This is a genomic window from Psychrobacter submarinus (assembly GCF_904846685.1).
GTDB classification, from domain to species: domain Bacteria; phylum Pseudomonadota; class Gammaproteobacteria; order Pseudomonadales; family Moraxellaceae; genus Psychrobacter; species Psychrobacter submarinus.
This window is the reverse complement of sequence record NZ_CAJHBQ010000001.1, coordinates 1035292-1053130: the sequence shown is the minus strand read 5'-3', so window position 1 is coordinate 1053130 and position 17839 is coordinate 1035292. Positions and strand designations below refer to the sequence as shown.

Below are 17839 nucleotides of genomic sequence, written 5' to 3'. Positions count from 1 at the left end.
CTAGCGGGTATCAACTTACAGACTATCGTAAAGGCGCATTATGAATAAGAAAAAATGGCTTACATTAGGTTTAGTCGGTACCGCTTTACTTTTGATACCTCGGCGTAGTAGTCGGCAGACGCCGCCGACCACTGAAGGTGATTTAAAAGGGCCACATAACGATGCTCAGCCGCTCGCTAAAGACAAAAATAGTACGCAAATAACCGCACCAACAGAGAATACTACCGATTAAATCTCGCTTTTTTAGACTTATCTCAGTTTGTAGACTTATCCTAGGCAGTCATCAGAGACACGCTGAGCAGCTTTAAAATTATCACTACGTAATATTATCAAGCATTGTGTTATTCTTTTAAGCAGTTCTTTACTGTAGCTGACTCCATGAAACGCCATAACGACGCATCCATACATTTACATTCTGCCCTCATCTCTTGGATATCCTTTTTTAGAGGATATGTTTTGAAGGGGGCAGTGCTTGTGATAATGCTTGTATTGGCAAGCCAGGTTTTGTTAGGTTGTGCGCCGCAACCTGAGTCGATGTTCGAGCAGCAAGCCGAGGAAGAAGCTGCTAATGAAATCGGGGCTCATAGCACCATACAGAATTATGAACTCTCTAAGCCCAGTACTTCTAGCGCTTTGGATAAGACAGGCCATAAGCAAGCGCTCCCCATCAATGTCAGTAAACAACAGACTATCGCGCGCCAACCTAACTGTAATGGGCAGCAAACGCGCTGTCAGTATTTGGAACTCAATACCTTAGCATTTACACCGCCGCAGCCTTGGCTTACCAATATCATGTGGCAAACGGTGGCTAGAGCCTTGTCGCCAGACGCGCCTTTTATCAGTCAACAACAAGTGGCGAGAGACTCAGTATCCGCGCTGTTAAAACAAATAGAGTTTCATAGTGCAGGAGTCAGCTCGCAGCCTAAATATCAACGTATTGATACCGACTTAATCCTCAACCAAGGCTTGAGTGCTGATAGTAACGAGGTGATGACAGGTTATCTATTAGTCGAATCGACTCAGCAGCGCAGCGAGGGCCATCAGCAAGGGCATCGCGACTACGTCATGCTAGATATGCAAAAAAAGCTACAATTGACCGTAGAGGATGTGTTATTAGCAGACGCTGATACCCAAAAGCTACTATCGACTTTTAATACCATCAAAAAACAATGGCTCGCTGAGCAAGGGGTTGAGCAGCAGTATCTAGAAGAATGGCCGCTTCCCTTATCTGAGCAGTGGTATATCGATCAGCAGGGATTGCATCTGGTCTATCAATCCGGAGAGCTGCTCAATACTCAGCTGCAGCCAGTGGATTTTGTGGTTCCCTTCACTCAGCTCCAAGGTATCGTAAAGCCCAATTATATGGTGAGACTCTCAACGAGTATGACGTCATCCTAAGGCTTGTCTGATAGCTCAACTTTGATAGTTCAACGTAGTTCAACCTTAGCAATGAGGGTCGAGCCCTACAATATATACCGAAAATAACAGTGATATTAATACAAACTCACCTTGCTAAATAACCGCAGATTAGTGATAGTAAGAAGCTAGTTTCAGGAGACCATTCATGGCTGATACCATCCAGTCGCTAACGAATAGTAAAGAGGGTGTACGTTACCCTTTAATTGATACGCATACCCATTTCGATGCGCCTGTATTCGATGCAGATAGAGCGCAGCAAGCGCAGCGCGCTTATCAAAGCGGAGTTGAGCATTTAGTGCTAGTCGGCTATCTATACCGGCACTTTGACCGGCTGTGTGAGGTAAAGCAGTTTTTTGATAAGCGTAAAGTTGCAAGCGACCAAGCTGATTCAGTAGACTCAAATTTAGTAAACATCGATGCCAGCTGCATACCTACAGCGCATATTGCGCTAGGGCTGCATCCTTTTTATATAGAGCAGCATAGCCAAGACCACTTAGACTCAATGGTAGACATGCTAGATCAGCAGCGTCCGCTAGCGATTGGGGAGATTGGGCTCGACACTTTTACGCCACAGATGAAAGAGCCTGAGGTTTTTGCTAAGCAGCAGCGCTTTTTTTGCGCTCAGCTCGATATGGCGGTGGCGCATCAACTACCGGTGATGCTGCATATCCGTAAAGCTCATGCTGAAGCGTTAGCGATACTAAAAGAGCATGACTATGACGCCAAAACCTTAGGCGGTATCGCTCACAGCTTCAGCGGCGGTGAGCAAGAAGCTAAGGCCTTTGTGAAGCTCGGGTTTAAGCTCGGTGTGACCGGACAAGTGACTAACCCGAATGCCAAAAAACTACGCCGCGCGCTGCAAGCAGCCGTTGCTGAGTATGGTATCGGCTGCTTAGTGATAGAGACTGACTGTCCAGATATGACGCCGATTAACTGCCAGACTTCTCGCGATAACGCCTCCGCTTTAGGCAAAAATCAAGCTCAAAGCCCAGATGATGTTTGGGAGGGTGACGAGGGTGATGACAGTCATAATCGCAACGTGCCCGCTAATTTGCCTCTTGTGTTAGCGAGCTTAAGCGAGCTACTGGCAGTCGATGAGGCAAAACTGGCTCAGCAGCTGTGGCAAAATAGTATCGATAGTTTAGGTCAGTCTTGGTCTTATTCTGTCCCTGATTCTGGTACTATTTTGAGTACTGGCTCTAGTACTGAAAATGAAAAGTCTACTTCTAACCAGTAAAATGATGCTGAGAAGTGCTAAGCCTTTAGCATTGATACTAGAAGCATAAATCAATGCGGTGCTAGTAAATAGAATGACAATAAATATAATTTTATTAGTTATAGTTTCAATAAATATAGTGTTAATAAATATAGTATTAATAAATAGAGTTTTAATGCATGAAAGATCAATCCACCGTAACCGATAGCAAAGTCGCTGATAGCGATATACCTGAAATGATGACGACAGTAGCTGATGATAGTCAATATCAGCGCCGCTTTCAGGGCACTCAAAAGCTGTATGGCGCTGATGCTTTTGCAAGCTTTGCCGCCGCGCATGTCTATGTAATTGGTGTTGGCGGAGTAGGCTCTTGGGTGGCTGAAGCTTTGGCGCGAACCGCTGTTGGCTGCGTGACGCTAGTCGACTTGGACGTACTGGTCGCCTCTAATGTCAATCGGCAATTACCAGCGCTTGACAGCAGCTTTGGTCAGAGTAAGATTGCCACTATGGGCGCGCGTATGCGTGAGATTAATCCAAACATAGAGCTGCACTTAGTTGATGACTTTTTGACGCCTGATAATGTCGCGCAATTGTTACCTGATCGCAGGGCAGCTAAGCAAGCTATGGCGCAGAATCGGCCGATTATTATTTTAGATTGCGTCGATGATATGAGTGCTAAGCTTGCTATTGCCTTACATTGCCGCTTTAATAAGCTAAAGCTTATCTGTGCAGGCGGAGCAGGCGGCAAAATAGATCCGCGCCAGATTACGGTTAGCGACTTAAAAGACAGCTATCAAGATCCTTTACTGGCAAGACTACGTAACAAGCTGCGTCATGAAAAAGGCATCAATAGCCAAATGAAAGAAAAATTTGGCATCAAATGTGTCTATTCAACTGAGCCGCCGCGCGTCGAAAAGACAAGTCAGTCCGCCGGCTTAAACTGCGGCGGTTATGGTTCGGCAGTGGCGGTAACCTCAGTCATTGCTATGGTTATGGTAAGTGAGACTCTACTTATACTCAGCAAGCAAGCGGCGGCTACGGCGGCTACTTTATAATCGTTTTGGAGAAGGCATGTCCACTTATCCGCAAGCAAAAGATGAAAAAGCACGCATCGCGAAGCTACAAGAGTATCAAGTTCTCAACACGAATGTTGAGCCGACTTTTGAGCGCCTATCCGACTTGGTAAAGACCTTCTTTGACATGCCAATCGTTGCCATTACCTTTATGGATGAAGATACTCAGTATTTAAAATCCCCTCATGGGCTTGGGGATATTTGTACTACCACCCGCGGCGTGGCGGTTTGTAATTATACCGTGCTCTCTGACGAAGTGTTTGTGGTCGACGATCTATCGGTAGATGAGCGTTTTATCGATAATAGCTTAGTCACCACCGACCCTAATTTACGCTTTTATGCCGGCGCGCCTATTATCTTGCATGAAGATAATAAGACCTATCGTCTAGGCTCACTGTGCCTGATGGATACTAAGCCGCACTATGACTTTAGCGAAGAGCAAGCCAAGCACTTAACGCAGTTCGCTCAGATGGCAGCCGATGCGCTGCAGCTACAAAAAAAGCAGCGCCTTGCTAAGCATGCCAATGATATGAAATCAGATTTTTTGGCAAATATGAGCCATGAGATCCGTACCCCTATGAACGGCATCATCGGTATGGTCGATATGCTCGATGAGACGGCTTTGAGTGCTGAACAAAAAAACTATGTCGACAATATAAAAGTATCGACAGATCATCTGCTGGTTATTATTAACGGTATTTTGGACTTATCAAAAGTTGAAGCGGGTAAGATGGTCATCGACACGGTACCGATGAGCTTAGCTACTATCTGCAATGAAGTAGTGAATTTATTTACCACTAAGGCCACTCAGCGCGGATTGACTTTAGAGTACCACTACGATGATACTCTAAACGCCTATGTAGAAGGCGATCCTGTACGCCTTAAACAGATTTTTTCTAATCTAATCAGTAATGCCATTAAGTTCACTCGCGAGGGTGGGCACATTGTCTTTGATGTCAGAGAAGCTGAAGAACATGATTTGGAGGCGTTTGACGCTCAACGAGACGTATTGGACGCCACTAACAATCCTATTCATTATGACGATATAACGTTTTGTATTACCGTCTCAGATACTGGCGTCGGGATAAAAGCGGAGTCGCTGAATGCGATCTTTGATGCCTATAATCAAGCAGACAAGTCAACGCACCGGTTATATGGTGGGACCGGTCTTGGATTGTCGGTCTGTAAGTCACTAGTGGCGCTAATGGGTGGTCATATATGGGCGGATAGTGTCGTTGGCGAAGGCACCACCTTTAAGATATTGCTGCCCTTAAAGGCGATCGATAAGCCCCAGTATAAGTCATGGCAACAGGCCAATCATATCGATATCGAACCTGAATGGCACTATAACGGACATGTACTGTTGGTTGAGGATGATAATGTCAATGCGATGATTGCGCTAAAGGCTTTGCGCAGTAGTGGCCATGAGGTCACGCACGTCACTGATGGCCAAAAAGCTATTGATGAGTTTATAGCGAATCCTAAACGTTACGATGTGATTTTGATGGATCATCATATGCCTATCATGGACGGCATACAGGCGACCATCAAGCTGCAAGAGTTATTCGATACTGAGGACTTGCCGCCTATTATCGCTCTAACTGCTAACGCTATGGACGGCGAGCGCGAAAAATACCTGCAAGTGGGTATGCAAGACTACTGTAGTAAGCCCTTCAAAAAAGAGCAGCTCAATGCCTTAGTGCAGTATTGGCTGATGTATAAACAGTCCGTTAATACATAATTTTAGATACAACCTAAAAAAAGGCTTAATCGCAATCCGATTACGCCTTTTTGTTTTATGGTTATCAATCAAGACAATAGTGAATTAGCTCACACGAGTCTGATAGTCACCCGTACGCGTATCAACACGCACCACTTCACCTTGCTGTACAAACAAAGGCACACGTACGACAGCGCCCGTCTCTAAGGTTGCAGGTTTACCGCCGCCGCCAGAGGTATCGCCGCGAACGCCCGGATCAGTTTCGGTGATTTGTAGCTCTACAAAGTTCGGCGGGGTGATAGATAATGGCACACCATTGAACAAGGTGATCACGCAAGTGGCGTTGCTGTTTTCTTTTAGCCACTGCGGAGTATCGCCCATCGCCGTTTTGTCTGCTTGGATTTGCTCGAAGCTCTCAGCGTCCATAAAGTGCCAAAACTCACCATCGTTATACAGATAATCCATTTCCGTATCGATGACGTCAGCGGCCTCTAAGCTGTCTCCTGATTTAAAGGTTTGCTCAAGCACCTTACCGCTACGTAGGTTACGTAGCTTGACGCGGTTGAACGCTTGTCCTTTACCAGGTTTGACGAATTCATTTTCCATAATGGCACAAGGGTTGCCATCGAGCATGACCTTTAGACCAGCTTTAAATTCATTAGTAGAAAAACTTGCCATAACAACAAACTCCTAGTAGCACTGCCTTGGGTTTAAGTGATTGGATCGTAGTAGCGATTTAATAGTAACCATTCAATATTAACCATTCTATGTTAATAATTTAATAGTAACCATATATAGGCGCAAATAGATGAGAGATAATAGGGCGTGTTGAACATTCACAAATGCGCACTGCTGATAGCTAAAATAGTTCTAGTCTAAGTGAAAATTGCAGATAATGCTTATTGCATTGGTTAGATTTTCGCAACGACTAGGGCAATTTTAGCATCAGCCCTAACTACAACAACAGGGACAGGACTATTTTTTGCCGCTTTAGTGGTAAAAATAGACGCTTAGAACGACTAAACTTACCATTTTTATCTGCAAATCGCCTAAAAAATAGTCTCTGTCAGTGCCAAGGTCGAATGTTCAACACGCCCTAATATAAGCACAAATAAATAAGAGGTAATATACAGTAATTATGCTCGCTATATTTTGCTAGGTGACTAGCACGCTGCAGTGATAAGCGTATAATGGCGACTTTTAGGCATAAAGTATTAGGGTGTTATGATAAACCATTTAATCCTACAAAAAAACTGGCAAACGCAATTATCCGAAGCCATAAGCTCTATTGATGAGTTATTAGCCATATTAAAACTCGAATCGCTAAGATCTCAGATATATGTACCAACGCATTTTGAGCTTCGAGTGCCGCGCGCTTTTGTCGCGAAGATGCAAGTCGGTGATGCCAATGATCCGCTGCTTAGACAAGTGCTGCCGGATCAAAGAGAGCAGATAGCCGTGACGGGTTACGTCGCAGACCCTTTAGCTGAAAATTCACAAAATCCGCTGACCGGCTTACTGCATAAGTACCAGTCTCGAGTGTTACTGACGGTGACCGGAGCCTGCGCTATCCATTGTCGTTACTGCTTTCGTCAGCATTTTGACTATCAAAGTAACTTACCAAAAGCCTCAGCGCAGGATGGCATTATCCGCTATATCCACGAGCATCCTGAGATCAATGAGGTAATCTTGAGCGGTGGCGATCCCCTAAGCGTCTCAAACCGTCGGCTCTTTGGGTGGCTTGAGCGTTTAGAAGCTATCCCGCAGCTGACGACGATAAGGCTGCATACGCGTTTGCCAGTAGTCATTCCTGAGCGCTTAGACGCCGAGCTACTAGAACGACTGGCGAGCAGTCGTTGTCAGATCGTCATGGTTATCCACTGCAACCATGCCAATGAGATCGATGACACCACCGCGCAGCATTTACAACGAGCGCGCGTAGCAGGCATTACCTTACTCAACCAGACGGTACTGCTGCGCGATATCAATGATGATGTGGAGACGCAAGTGGCCTTAAGTCAGCGTCTGTTTGCCGCTGGTGTGCTGCCTTATTATCTACATGTATTGGATAAAGTGGCGGGCGGCGCGCATTTTGATAGCTCAGAGAACGAAGCTATCGCGCTGTACTGGACGCTATTAGAGCGGCTGCCTGGTTATTTAGTCCCTAAGCTGGTGCGCGAGTTACCCAATAGAGCGTTTAAGGTGCCAGTTGATATTTACAAACTCAGATAAAGGCTGTGTCTCTGAGCGCTTTAGCGAATATGATTTTATGCTTATTGATATTTAGTTATGCTAGTATTAGCATCTGATGTCATAAACACAGACTAGACATAGCTTATCTAGTTGCACAGAACTAGTGATAAAAATCTAGAAACCTAGAAACCTAGAAACCTAGAAAAATAAGCACCTAAAAACTTAAGTACCTCGATTGCTATCGTAAGATTTGTGAGGATTTTTTATGCGGACCAATACGACTCTGAATTTACTAGTCATAGACGATGATCAGCTATATGCTGAGGGTTTGATCAATCTATTAAAATCTTACTATGCTGAGGTGAATTTAGGGTTTTTGGACGATAAAGAAGAGCTGCTCAAGTCATTACGCCACAGCTGGGATGTCCTAGTGTTTGGTAGAGCTTATGACTTAAGCTTCACCGATGTCGTGGCTATTGTTCAAGAGCATAATATTGATCTACCTATCATTGGCCTGATGAGTGATGAGCTGGCAGACAACGGCCGCAATCAAGATGGGCTACCGGTGATTATTGACGGTACTATGGTCAAGGCGCTGGTCGCTGAGCGCGAGACACAAGTGGTGATGGCGATTCGCTTGTTGCATGCTAATTTGCTTGCCAGGCGGCAAGTTGGCAGTTTAAAACAAGTGCTAACTGAGTCAGAACAACGCGCCAATCTACTGATAAAAAACTCCAAAAGTGCGGTCGCTTACATCGATCAAGGTATTCATATTTTCGCCAACGACCCTTATCTTAAGATGTTCAACTTTGAGACGATGGACGATATTATTGGTTTACCTGTCATCGACTTGATAGCCGGGTCTGACAATGTCAAAGACTTTAAGCAGTTTTTGCGCCAGTTTGACAAAGGCAATCGACAGCAAGTCGAATTCAACTCCAACAGTAAAACCAAAGACGGTGACGTCTTTGAAGTCAAGCTGCAGCTGGCTACCGCGACCTTCGAGGGCGAGCCTGTGACGCAGATCATCATTCAGCAAAGTGGCCCAAGTAGCGCTGAGATCGACAAGCAGCTGGCCGCGGTAGAGCGTCTAGATAGCTTGACGGGGCTCAGTAACCGCCGCGGTTTTGAGGAGCGGCTTGCAAGCTTGCATCAGCAAGTCCTAAACAATAAAAGCCACGCAGGTCTGCTGTATATCCAGCTAGACAACACCGGTATGATAAGCAGTAGTTTGGGGTTAGAGGGGGTAGATGCCACCGTCAAGCAAGTCGCCGCGCTGCTCGATGACATCGCTGTCGACTATCCGGTTAGCCGTTTTAGGGACACCTCATTTACTATCCTGGCCCATGATATCTCAACCCAAGCGCTCAAGAAGTTGGCTGAGCGTGTACGGCTAAAAATCAGTGAGACGCTCATCAACGTGGACAAGCGGACGATAAGTACGACTGCCAGTATCGGCGTGGTAAAAATCGACCAAAATGCTCCTGCTCCTAAAGTGTTGCTGGAGCGGGCGCTAGAAGCCATCAACCATATCGGCATAGAGACGAGCAATCAAGGCGATGCTTATCACTTCTACGATTTGAGTAAACATGTGAGCGAAGATGACAGCGCTTTGGCTGAATATTTAGTCAATGCTATTACTGATAATCGCTTTGAGCTCATGTTCCAGCCTATCTACGATATTGATCTGGATCGCAGCGACTTCTTTGAGGTGTATCTGCGACTGCCGCTAGGTGATACCGAAAACACAATACTCACTCCAAATCAGTTTTTATCAGTAGCCAAATCTCATAATCTACTTGGGAAAATAGACCGCTGGGTACTTATCAATGCTTTTAAACAGCTAAGCACAGTACGTAAGTCGCATCCAGAAGCGCGGCTGTTAGTGCAATTAACGAGTGCCTCATTGGTCGATAAAAAACTTGCAAGCGTAGCCAGTCAAATTATCAAAGCAGTAGGAGGACCGGCAGGCGCGCTCACTATCCAGTTCAGTGAGCAAGATATTCGCAATCATCTAACGATAGCAAAATCGCAGTTTGCAGCATTAAATCAAGTCAACTGCCGACTAGGTATTAATAATTTTGGTAGCACGACAAAGTCACTCGATACCGCTGAATTTGTGCAACCGCATATGATACGTATTGCACAAAGCTACGTCACCGATATCCATACCGACGACAATTTGGATACTATAAAATCATTAATCACTGAAGTAAATAAGTTAAACATCAACGTATTAATGCCTTATATCGAAGATGCTGCCACTATGTCTGTGTCTTGGAGCGTAGGCGCACGGTATCTACAAGGCTACTATTTAGAAGAACCGAGCCGCACTATAAATGTCGTATAAACGCGGCGTATATAATCGCTACGCTCATTCGCTCATAGCGGTTGTTTAACATCAAAAGCAGTACTAACGTTTTTTATTAACAGAAGTTTTTGTTAACATGTCTATGGTTATTCGTCAAATAAGTGTTATTTTCACTGCTGCTATTTTACTTAGCGCGTGTAGTGAGCGTACCCCGCCTGATAGCCGTGCTGCGGTGACCCTACCGGTATATGAGCAAGGAGATGCAGATAATGGCGCGATAATCTACCAAGACGCTTGTGGTCAGTGCCATCAGCTTACCCCAGGGCTTAATAAAAAAGGCCCGCAGCTGATGAATATTTATGGTGCTAAGGCGGCGCAGCTCGCTGATTATGATTATAGTGAAGCGCTTAAGACCTCAGGCTGGGTATGGGATGCTGAGACGCTCGATCCTTATATCGCAGATGTTGAAACAGCGATGCCCGAATCAAAAATGCTCGCAGATCCGATGCCCGATGCCAGCGAGCGAGCTGATGTCATTGCCTATTTATCGACGCTACGTGCGCCGGACTCAGCGGATGCTCAAGTCGATACGACGAATCAATCTAGTGATCAAAATAACCAGAATAGCAATCAGCATAGTCAAATGAGTAACGATGCTGTTGTTATATCAGACGTAGCAGCAGAAAAACCCGCCGCTGATTTTCAGTAGACCTAGCAATTTTAATCGCTTTAGCAATAATCTTATTCTGAACTTATATCCTTACTGTTTTTATTATGATGCCAAGCCTATGACTGTAGAAGTAGCCCCTTTATCCAAAAGTGCAGCAGCTGATAACTATGCGCGCAATCAGCAGCAAATCGCTCATCTACTCGTGCAGCTGAACAAGGTGGTGCTCGATAAACCCCAAGTGCTCAAGCTTGCACTCAGCTGCATCCTCGCAGGCGGGCATCTACTGCTACAAGATTTGCCGGGTATGGGTAAGACGACGCTTGCACAGGGGTTAGCGCAGTTGTTAGGACTGAGCTTTAGCCGCGTGCAATTCACTAATGATATGCTGCCTGCTGATATCTTAGGTATGACACTCTATGATCAGGACAAAATGGCTTTTGAATTCAGATCCGGACCGATATTTACTCAGCTTTTATTAGCTGATGAGATCAACCGCTCAAGCCCTAAGACCCAAAGCGCGCTACTCGAAGCAATGGAGGAGCGGCAAGTCACCCAAGACGGGCAATCGTACCCTCTGCCCAAGCCGTTCTTTGTCATTGCTACCCAAAACCCGTTGCAGCAAGCCGGGGTTTATCCGTTGCCTGAGTCGCAACTGGACCGATTTTTGATGTGTTTGTCGCTCGGTTATCCCTCTGCTGAGGCGGAGCGTGCACTCTTGCGCGGGCAGGATCGCCGTGAGTTATTGCGTGAGCTACATGCCATACTCAATACCGAGGACGTGCTACTAGCGCGCCGAGGCGTCCAGCAAGTCTATGTTGCAGATGCCTCTTTAGACTATCTACAGCGCTTGGTTGCTAAGACTCGGATCAGTCAAGACTATCATGGGCTATCGCCGCGTGGCGTGCTGTCACTACAAAGTGCCGCACAAGCTTATGCCTATGTCTCAGGTCAGCAAGAGGTGACACCAGAAGATATTCAAGCGGTGTTTGCTGCGGTCACTGACCACCGGCTAGGTCAGCGCTTCGTACCTGCCAATGCCGTCAGTGGCCAAACGCCGCCAACTATCGCCCAGCGTATTATGGCGGAAGTGGCGGTAATCGTCTGACGACTGCCTTCAAGTAATAGAGTGACTATGACCATCTTTCCTCAGGCCATAAAGCAGCCATTGACCGCGATGTTCAGGCGCTGGTTTGCCAAACGCGCCCCTAGAGACGATAACGCGACTCTCAATTTGCGTAATGTTTATATCTTCTTTAGCCGCGAAGGGCTACTGTTTGTCCTGCTGCTTATTATCACTTTTATCGCAGGGGTCAATTATGGCAATAACTTGGTGCTAGGGCTGTGCTTTTATCTAATCAGCGTCTGGCTCATCAGCTTTCATGTCACCTTTGCTCATGTCTCAGGGCTACAAGTACGCTTGCTTGAAGTGACGATGGCCGAGGCAGGCAAGCCAGTTTGGGTAACCTTGCAACTGCTGAGCAATAGCCGGCACCCTAGACGGCAACTGTCTATTGGCTTTGATGCACAAGGTAAATATTCACAAGATAAAGATCTGACAAATAAAAGCTCGGTAAACGGCCCACTAGACGTCATGCAAACCACAGTGCTCCTGCCGCGTCTTGAAGATGAGCAAATCATTCGACTCCCAGTTGCAACCTACAGGCGCGGTAAACTTGAATTACCACGTTTGCATATTAAGACGGTCTATCCTTTAGGGATTATGCGCGCGTGGTCGTACGTCTACTTTGCTCGGCCAGCATGGGTATATCCGCAGCCCGAGGCGTTTGAGTGGCAAGCGCGGTATCTGAGCGCAAATAGCACAGATCTGCCCACCGGTGGGCAGTTTACCCAAGGTCAGGACGACTTTGAGCGCCTTGATAACCATGTCGCAGGCGAGTCTCTAGCGCGTGTCTCTTGGGCGCATGTGGCGCGCGGGCAGGGTATGTTTACCAAGCACTTTGCTGATCCTGTCGGCTACGAGCAGCGCTTAGCTTATGAGGATATGCCAGCGCAGGCTCATGAACAAAAACTGGCACAATTGACTTATGGGGTGCTGGCCTTAAGCAAGCTTGAGGTGCCGTTTCAGCTACAGTTGCCGCATGAAGCGCCTAGTACCGCTGAGATAGGCCAAGGCGAAGCTTTCGGGCAAGCTTGCTTATTAAGAGTGGCGCAAGCATCATGAGTTTATTGAAGCGTAACAAAAAGCAGTCAAGCTCAGCTAAGGCATATTCAAATGCAAAGCCAGATACGCGGCGTACTTCGATAACAGCTATTGATGACAGTGACGTAAGCTTTGAGAAACTGGCTTATGGTCAACTGGCATCTACTCGTCTGCCAGATAGGCAGCGACACGATAAGCCCGCTAGCATAAGCAATAGGTATCAGCGGCTATTGTCATTGCCCGCATATTATTGGGTGCTCATCGCCCAGCTGTTTGTCATCCTCCCTCATGCCGCTTATTTACCGCTATGGTTGATAGGCTTTGCCATTATCACTATTATCGCCCAGCTGCCAAGTATCAAAGCGAAGTTCAAACCCACTCGCTTAAAGCGCCTTTATCAAGTCATGCAGATGCTAGGGTTTTTATTGGGGTTAGCTGGCTTGTCGCTCACTTATGGCGCAGCTTTTGGTTTAGATATGGGCGTTGGGTTTTTAGTGCTGTGCTTAGTCAGCAAGCTATGGGAGCTTTATAAACGCCGTGATGCCTATGTGGTACTGAATTTATCATTATTTGTTATTGCAGGTTTGTTTTTATTAGATCAAGGTCTTGTCACCACTTTGCAGGCTGTCGCGGCGACTATTATCGTATTATTGGCTTTTATAACGCTCAATGATGATAGCAATACGAGCGGCGACGGGCGTATGCGCACCCTTGGCGTATTAGGCGTTTCAGCGCTACCTTTATTAGTGGTGCTGTTTTTGTTCTTCCCGCGCTTGCCGCCTTTATGGTCCGTGCAGCTGTCCTCAAGTCAGGCAACTACTGGCGTCTCTGATAGCATGTCGCCAGGTGATATTGCGAGCTTGAGTCAATCAACAGAGCTTGCTTTTCGTGTAGAGTTTACTCAAGCTCGCCCGGCACAAAGCGAGCTGTACTGGCGCGGCTTAGTCTTTAGTGATTTTGATGGCGTCACTTGGCGTCCCAACCGACGCGTGCAGCAGCAATGGCAGCCTGGCAGGCAACCCCCTAACTGGCTTGCGCGGTCGCTTGCCACTGCCAATAATAAGACTGAGCCAAAAAGCTACGAGATTACCTTAGAGCCCACTCAGCAGCAATGGCTGTTTGGCCTTGATTATCCTTTACCCCAAAATAAAGATACTCGCTTGACCTCAGATTTTACCTTAATCAAAGAGGAACCTGTCAGTGAACAGCTGCGTTATGAGGTACTACGCTATGCGCCTACGCAGATTGATCCTATCCTTGATGAGGTCAGCCGTGCGGCTAATCTAACGCTGCCTAGTGCAGGTAATCTACAAACGCAAAACCTTGCCAAGCAGCTATTTGCTCAATCAGGATCAGACCCTGAGCGTTATATACAAGCTATCCAGCGCTGGATCAATCAAACTGAGTTTCGCTATACTTTATCGCCGCCGCCACTGGATGAAGACCGTATCGATAGTTTCTTATTTGAGACCAAAGCTGGATTTTGTGAGCATTATTCCTCAAGCTTTACCTTTATGATGCGTGCGGTTGGCATACCAGCACGCGTGGTGGCCGGCTATCAAGGCGGCGAGATGAGCCGCGGCGGTAACGTCTGGGAAGTGCGGCAAATGGACGCACACGCTTGGAGTGAAGTATGGCTTGAGGGTCAAGGCTGGGTGCGCGTTGACCCGACAGCTTTTGTTGCCCCTGAGCGCGTTGAGCAAGGGATGGACGCGCTGACTCAGTCGCGAGGTGCTAGCCTGTTCGGCGAGGGCGCAGCCGCTCAAGTCAGCTATCAGCAGTATCAGATGCTACAAGCGCTAAGACGACTATCTGATCAAGCCAGCTACTATTGGCAAAAAGATGTCGTCGGCTATGATCAGGATAAACAAGCCGGATCGCTGCTCAAGTGGTTCAATATTCGTTCTATCTCTGAGCAAATCGCTTGGCTAGCAGCGAGCGCTATCACCGTGATAAGCCTACTCGTCTTTATGATCTGGTATCGTAGGCGCAAACAGTGGCATCCGGCAGATAGACCGCTGATAAAGCTCTCTAGCAAGGTAGCTAAAAACGATAGAGCTTTATCGCGTCATGATAACGAAGGCGCTTTGGCATGGCTTAAGCGTTTAGAAAATAGCCAAGCTCATGGGTTGAATGGGGAAGGTCTGCAAGAGGTTAGCCGTCATTATAGACAGCTGCGTTACGGACGCTTAAGTGACGCTGACACTCAAAGCCCAGAGTACCAACAAGTACTTAAAGAGCTCAAGCGCAGTGTTAGTCAACTGTTATAGCTACTAGCGTAATAATAAAATAGGCGATAAGGTTTTGGTGATAATCTTGGTAGTGGTGCTACCGATAAAGAGCTGTTGAAACTTCGAGTGCCCATAAGCGCCGATGACGATCATATCGATAGCATTATTAGCTTGAAACTCAACCAGTCCCTCAACGACATCATCATAAGGCAAGTGATGAGCCGTAACGGTAAATCCTGAAGAGCTGAGCTGCTCAGTCACAGCTGCTAAGCTACTTTTGGCGGTATCATTATCATTACCGACCATCACAATATAACCTTGCAGGCCCTTTAGCAGCTCGCTATTCGCCACCATCTGCGCCGCTTTTATCGCGGTTTTACTGCCGTCAAAAGCGATAAGATATGAGGCTGGTGTTTTAAATGATTCTGAGCAAATCAAGATAGGCTTATTAGAAGCGCGGGTCACCGTTTCAATCTGACTACCGATATTGACGCGATCATTTTGATGATCTTCTCCGCGTCGCCCTAGCACGATCGCACGGTTTTCGCTGTCAAAATGTTCGATGGCGGGCAGTAGTTTACCGCGGCGTCTATAAGCTTTTATCTCAACATCGAAGTGGCTACTTATATGGCTTTTTGCATCTTCGATGAGTGCGTTGCTATAGCTGTTGACCACTTTAGCTCTTTGCTCATCCAGCTGTGTCAACTCCTCTAGTAATATCTGCCGACTATCGATTCCTATCGTTCCTGATAAGTCGCGTCTAGAGGAGACAGGGACATCAACCACATTGAGTAGCGCCACCGCTAAATTGAGGCGATCGGCGTACCATGCTGCATAGCTACAAACGGACTGAGTGACGGTCGAGCCATCAACACAAGCTAAAATATGCTGTTCACTAGACATAAAGTCTCCTCAATATAAAAATCATCGGCTGTTGGCGTGGCTACTGATTGTCTTTACTATAGCAAATTATAAGATTGTATGAATAGCGCACAAAAAAGCGCTCTAGAGAAGTCCTCTAAAGCGCTTGCGCTTATCATCAATTTTGAGTTATGAGCTATGAGCCGCAGTTGCAGCACTTAGCGCACATATCACACTTATTACAAGTAGCTTCGCTAGTACAGCCGCACTTTGAGCAGCTACAAGTTTTGCTGCGAATGGATAAACCGCTTAGATGTGTATTTTGAGTCAATGACATAAGTAATCCTTATTATCGATGAGTGATAACTTATACTGTCATAGAGCAGAGACTTATTCAGTAATTATCTTGTGGGCTTGATGCAAAGGTTTGTTAGAAAAAAAGTAACAGCCTTTTAAAACTGTTGTTGTGAGTATTGATAAGAGCATACGTGCTATGAGCGCTGCATGGACTTACTGACACTCGCGATCAAAGTGACCATAAGCATACCTGTAACTACCAGTACCGCTGCCATTAGATGCGCTGTCTCATAGTTTAGCGCTTCGACTTGCTCATAAATCGCGATGGAGATGACTTTTGTTTCGCCTGAGATGCTACCGCCTATCATCAATACCACGCCAAACTCGCCAATGGTATGAGCAAAGCTTATCAGACTACCCAATATAATACCGATACGCGCTTGCGGTAACGCTATGGTGATAAAGCGTCTAAGGCGACTGGCTTCTAATAATTGCGCCATTTCTGTGACGCTTTTGGGGATTCGCAAAAACTGCGCGTAAACCGGTTGCACATAAAAAGGCAGGGAGTAAATGATAGAGCCGACCACTAGGCCTTCAAAGGTAAACACTAAGCCTGCAAGATTATGCGCGCTCAGCCATTGACCAATAAGCGAGTTCGGACTCATCAGCAGCAGTAAATAAAAGCCAATAACCGTCGGCGGCAGCACTAAAGGCATTGCTATAACGCCTAGTAAAATAACTTTGAAACGACTGACAAAACGATAACGACTGGAGCGCGCAAGCCAATAAGCAAGCGGGGTCGCGAGCAATAAGAGACATAAAGTCGTGACGCCTGCCAGCTTAAGGCTGACCCAAAATGGCATTAACATCGCTGATAAGAGAGAAGGGTCGACCATAGCGCTACAACTATTACAGCAGAAGGGGAGTAATGGTACTCATCAGCTATTATCTATTAGTCATCATGAGTTAACCGTTGTTGCTTAGCCATTTGGGCGACTCATTGTCATAATATTCTTGCTTCCAAACGGGAATATCGGCTTTGATGCTATCGAGGATCCAGCGGCAAGCATCAAACGCCGGATAGCGGTGGGCGGAGATCACACCGATCCAAACGGCAATATCGCCAATCTCTAATGCGCCGATACGGTGAATGGCAACCGCAGCGGTAATCTCAAATTTTTCTTTAGCCTCATCCATGATTTGCCGACCTTGGTTAATCGCCAAATCCTCATAGCCGTAGTAAGTCAAACGCTCGACACAGCTGGCATTATTATGATTGCGCACGCGACCTTCAAAACAAGCAAAAGCACCGCAGCTGTCGTCATCGAGCATGGCTCTAAGGCGCGTCTCGTCAATAGCTTCATCTAATAGCGCAAAACCATCACGCTCAGCGATAGCATAAGCGTCATCAGCACTGCGCTTGATTTGCATCGATTGGCTATGTACGTCTTCTTTATCGCCAATTTTTATTTCGTTGTTTTTATTCTCACCAGTCATTGATATGCTCAGATTATGAATCGGTTCTAGGTTAGTTCGACTATTTCGAGTTGTGTTATTTTTGCTAGGCTAGAGTTGTATAGTCAATCAATATTAAAAGTGGTACAAGGCAGACGAGTGCAAGTACTACAGTAGTAGGCTAAACGAGTCTAACGCTGTAACACTTTAATAGTGGTTCGACTATAGTCTA

The 17839-nt window shown here is 46.4% G+C and carries 15 protein-coding genes; 11 read left to right on the top strand and 4 right to left on the bottom strand.

Features of this window, described 5'->3' with window-relative positions; genetic code table 11:
* Positions 1-40 precede the first annotated feature (40 nt).
* The 5 genes from JMY03_RS04725 to JMY03_RS04705 all read left to right on the top strand — a co-directional run bounded on the left by JMY03_RS04725 (position 41) and on the right by JMY03_RS04705 (position 5449).
* Positions 41-232, top strand: coding sequence for a hypothetical protein (locus JMY03_RS04725; protein ID WP_025645952.1), 192 nt, complete (start codon positions 41-43; stop codon positions 230-232).
* 242 nt (positions 233-474) lie between these two features.
* Positions 475-1398 carry a hypothetical protein gene (locus JMY03_RS04720; RefSeq protein ID WP_201601510.1) on the top strand — a complete coding sequence of 308 codons (924 nt, stop codon included), beginning with the start codon at positions 475-477 and terminating at the stop codon, positions 1396-1398.
* Between the two features lie 166 nt (positions 1399-1564).
* Positions 1565-2656: a TatD family hydrolase gene (locus JMY03_RS04715; RefSeq protein ID WP_201601507.1), complete on the top strand. Its 1092-nt coding sequence runs from the start codon at positions 1565-1567 to the stop codon at positions 2654-2656.
* Between the two features lie 215 nt (positions 2657-2871).
* Positions 2872-3690, top strand: coding sequence for a tRNA threonylcarbamoyladenosine dehydratase (locus JMY03_RS04710; RefSeq protein ID WP_025645948.1), 819 nt, complete (start codon positions 2872-2874; stop codon positions 3688-3690).
* Between the two features lie 16 nt (positions 3691-3706).
* Entirely contained in the window at positions 3707-5449 is a 1743-nt protein-coding gene (locus JMY03_RS04705; protein WP_201601504.1) for a GAF domain-containing hybrid sensor histidine kinase/response regulator, read from the top strand.
* A gap of 84 nt (positions 5450-5533) precedes the next feature.
* On the opposite strand, the gene efp is transcribed toward JMY03_RS04705, so the two are convergent.
* Entirely contained in the window at positions 5534-6106 is a 573-nt protein-coding gene (efp, locus tag JMY03_RS04700; RefSeq protein WP_025645944.1) for an elongation factor P, read from the bottom strand.
* Between the two features lie 546 nt (positions 6107-6652).
* Between efp and epmB the strand changes: the two genes are divergently transcribed.
* The 6 genes from epmB (at position 6653) to JMY03_RS04670 (ending at position 15033) form a co-directional block, all read left to right on the top strand.
* Complete coding sequence (gene epmB / locus JMY03_RS04695) at positions 6653-7660, top strand: EF-P beta-lysylation protein EpmB (protein ID WP_201601501.1); 1008 nt, start codon at positions 6653-6655, stop codon at positions 7658-7660.
* 226 nt (positions 7661-7886) lie between these two features.
* Positions 7887-9971, top strand: a complete 2085-nt coding sequence (locus tag JMY03_RS04690) for an EAL domain-containing protein (RefSeq protein ID WP_201601499.1) — start codon at positions 7887-7889, stop codon at positions 9969-9971.
* A gap of 97 nt (positions 9972-10068) precedes the next feature.
* Entirely contained in the window at positions 10069-10641 is a 573-nt protein-coding gene (locus tag JMY03_RS04685) for a c-type cytochrome (RefSeq protein ID WP_201601497.1), read from the top strand.
* 79 nt (positions 10642-10720) lie between these two features.
* The gene (locus tag JMY03_RS04680; RefSeq protein WP_201601495.1) at positions 10721-11707 is read left to right on the top strand and encodes an AAA family ATPase; all 987 of its coding nucleotides are present in this window, start codon (positions 10721-10723) and stop codon (positions 11705-11707) included.
* A gap of 27 nt (positions 11708-11734) precedes the next feature.
* The gene (locus tag JMY03_RS04675; RefSeq protein ID WP_201601493.1) at positions 11735-12784 is read left to right on the top strand and encodes a hypothetical protein; all 1050 of its coding nucleotides are present in this window, start codon (positions 11735-11737) and stop codon (positions 12782-12784) included.
* On the top strand, positions 12781-15033 hold the full coding sequence (locus JMY03_RS04670; protein ID WP_201601490.1) for a transglutaminase family protein: 2253 nt from the start codon (positions 12781-12783) through the stop codon (positions 15031-15033). Before JMY03_RS04675 ends, JMY03_RS04670 begins: the two co-directional genes overlap by 4 nt.
* A gap of 3 nt (positions 15034-15036) precedes the next feature.
* On the opposite strand, the gene JMY03_RS04665 is transcribed toward JMY03_RS04670, so the two are convergent.
* The 3 genes from JMY03_RS04665 to JMY03_RS04655 form a co-directional block, all read right to left on the bottom strand.
* A complete protein-coding gene (locus JMY03_RS04665; RefSeq protein ID WP_025645929.1) occupies positions 15037-15897 on the bottom strand; it encodes a universal stress protein in 861 nt (286 codons plus the stop codon).
* A 449-nt stretch (positions 15898-16346) separates the two neighbouring features.
* Entirely contained in the window at positions 16347-17048 is a 702-nt protein-coding gene (gene modB / locus JMY03_RS04660; RefSeq protein ID WP_201601487.1) for a molybdate ABC transporter permease subunit, read from the bottom strand.
* A 70-nt stretch (positions 17049-17118) separates the two neighbouring features.
* Complete coding sequence (locus JMY03_RS04655) at positions 17119-17649, bottom strand: molybdenum cofactor biosynthesis protein MoaE (RefSeq protein WP_201601484.1); 531 nt, start codon at positions 17647-17649, stop codon at positions 17119-17121.
* Between the last annotated feature and the right edge of the window lie 190 nt (positions 17650-17839).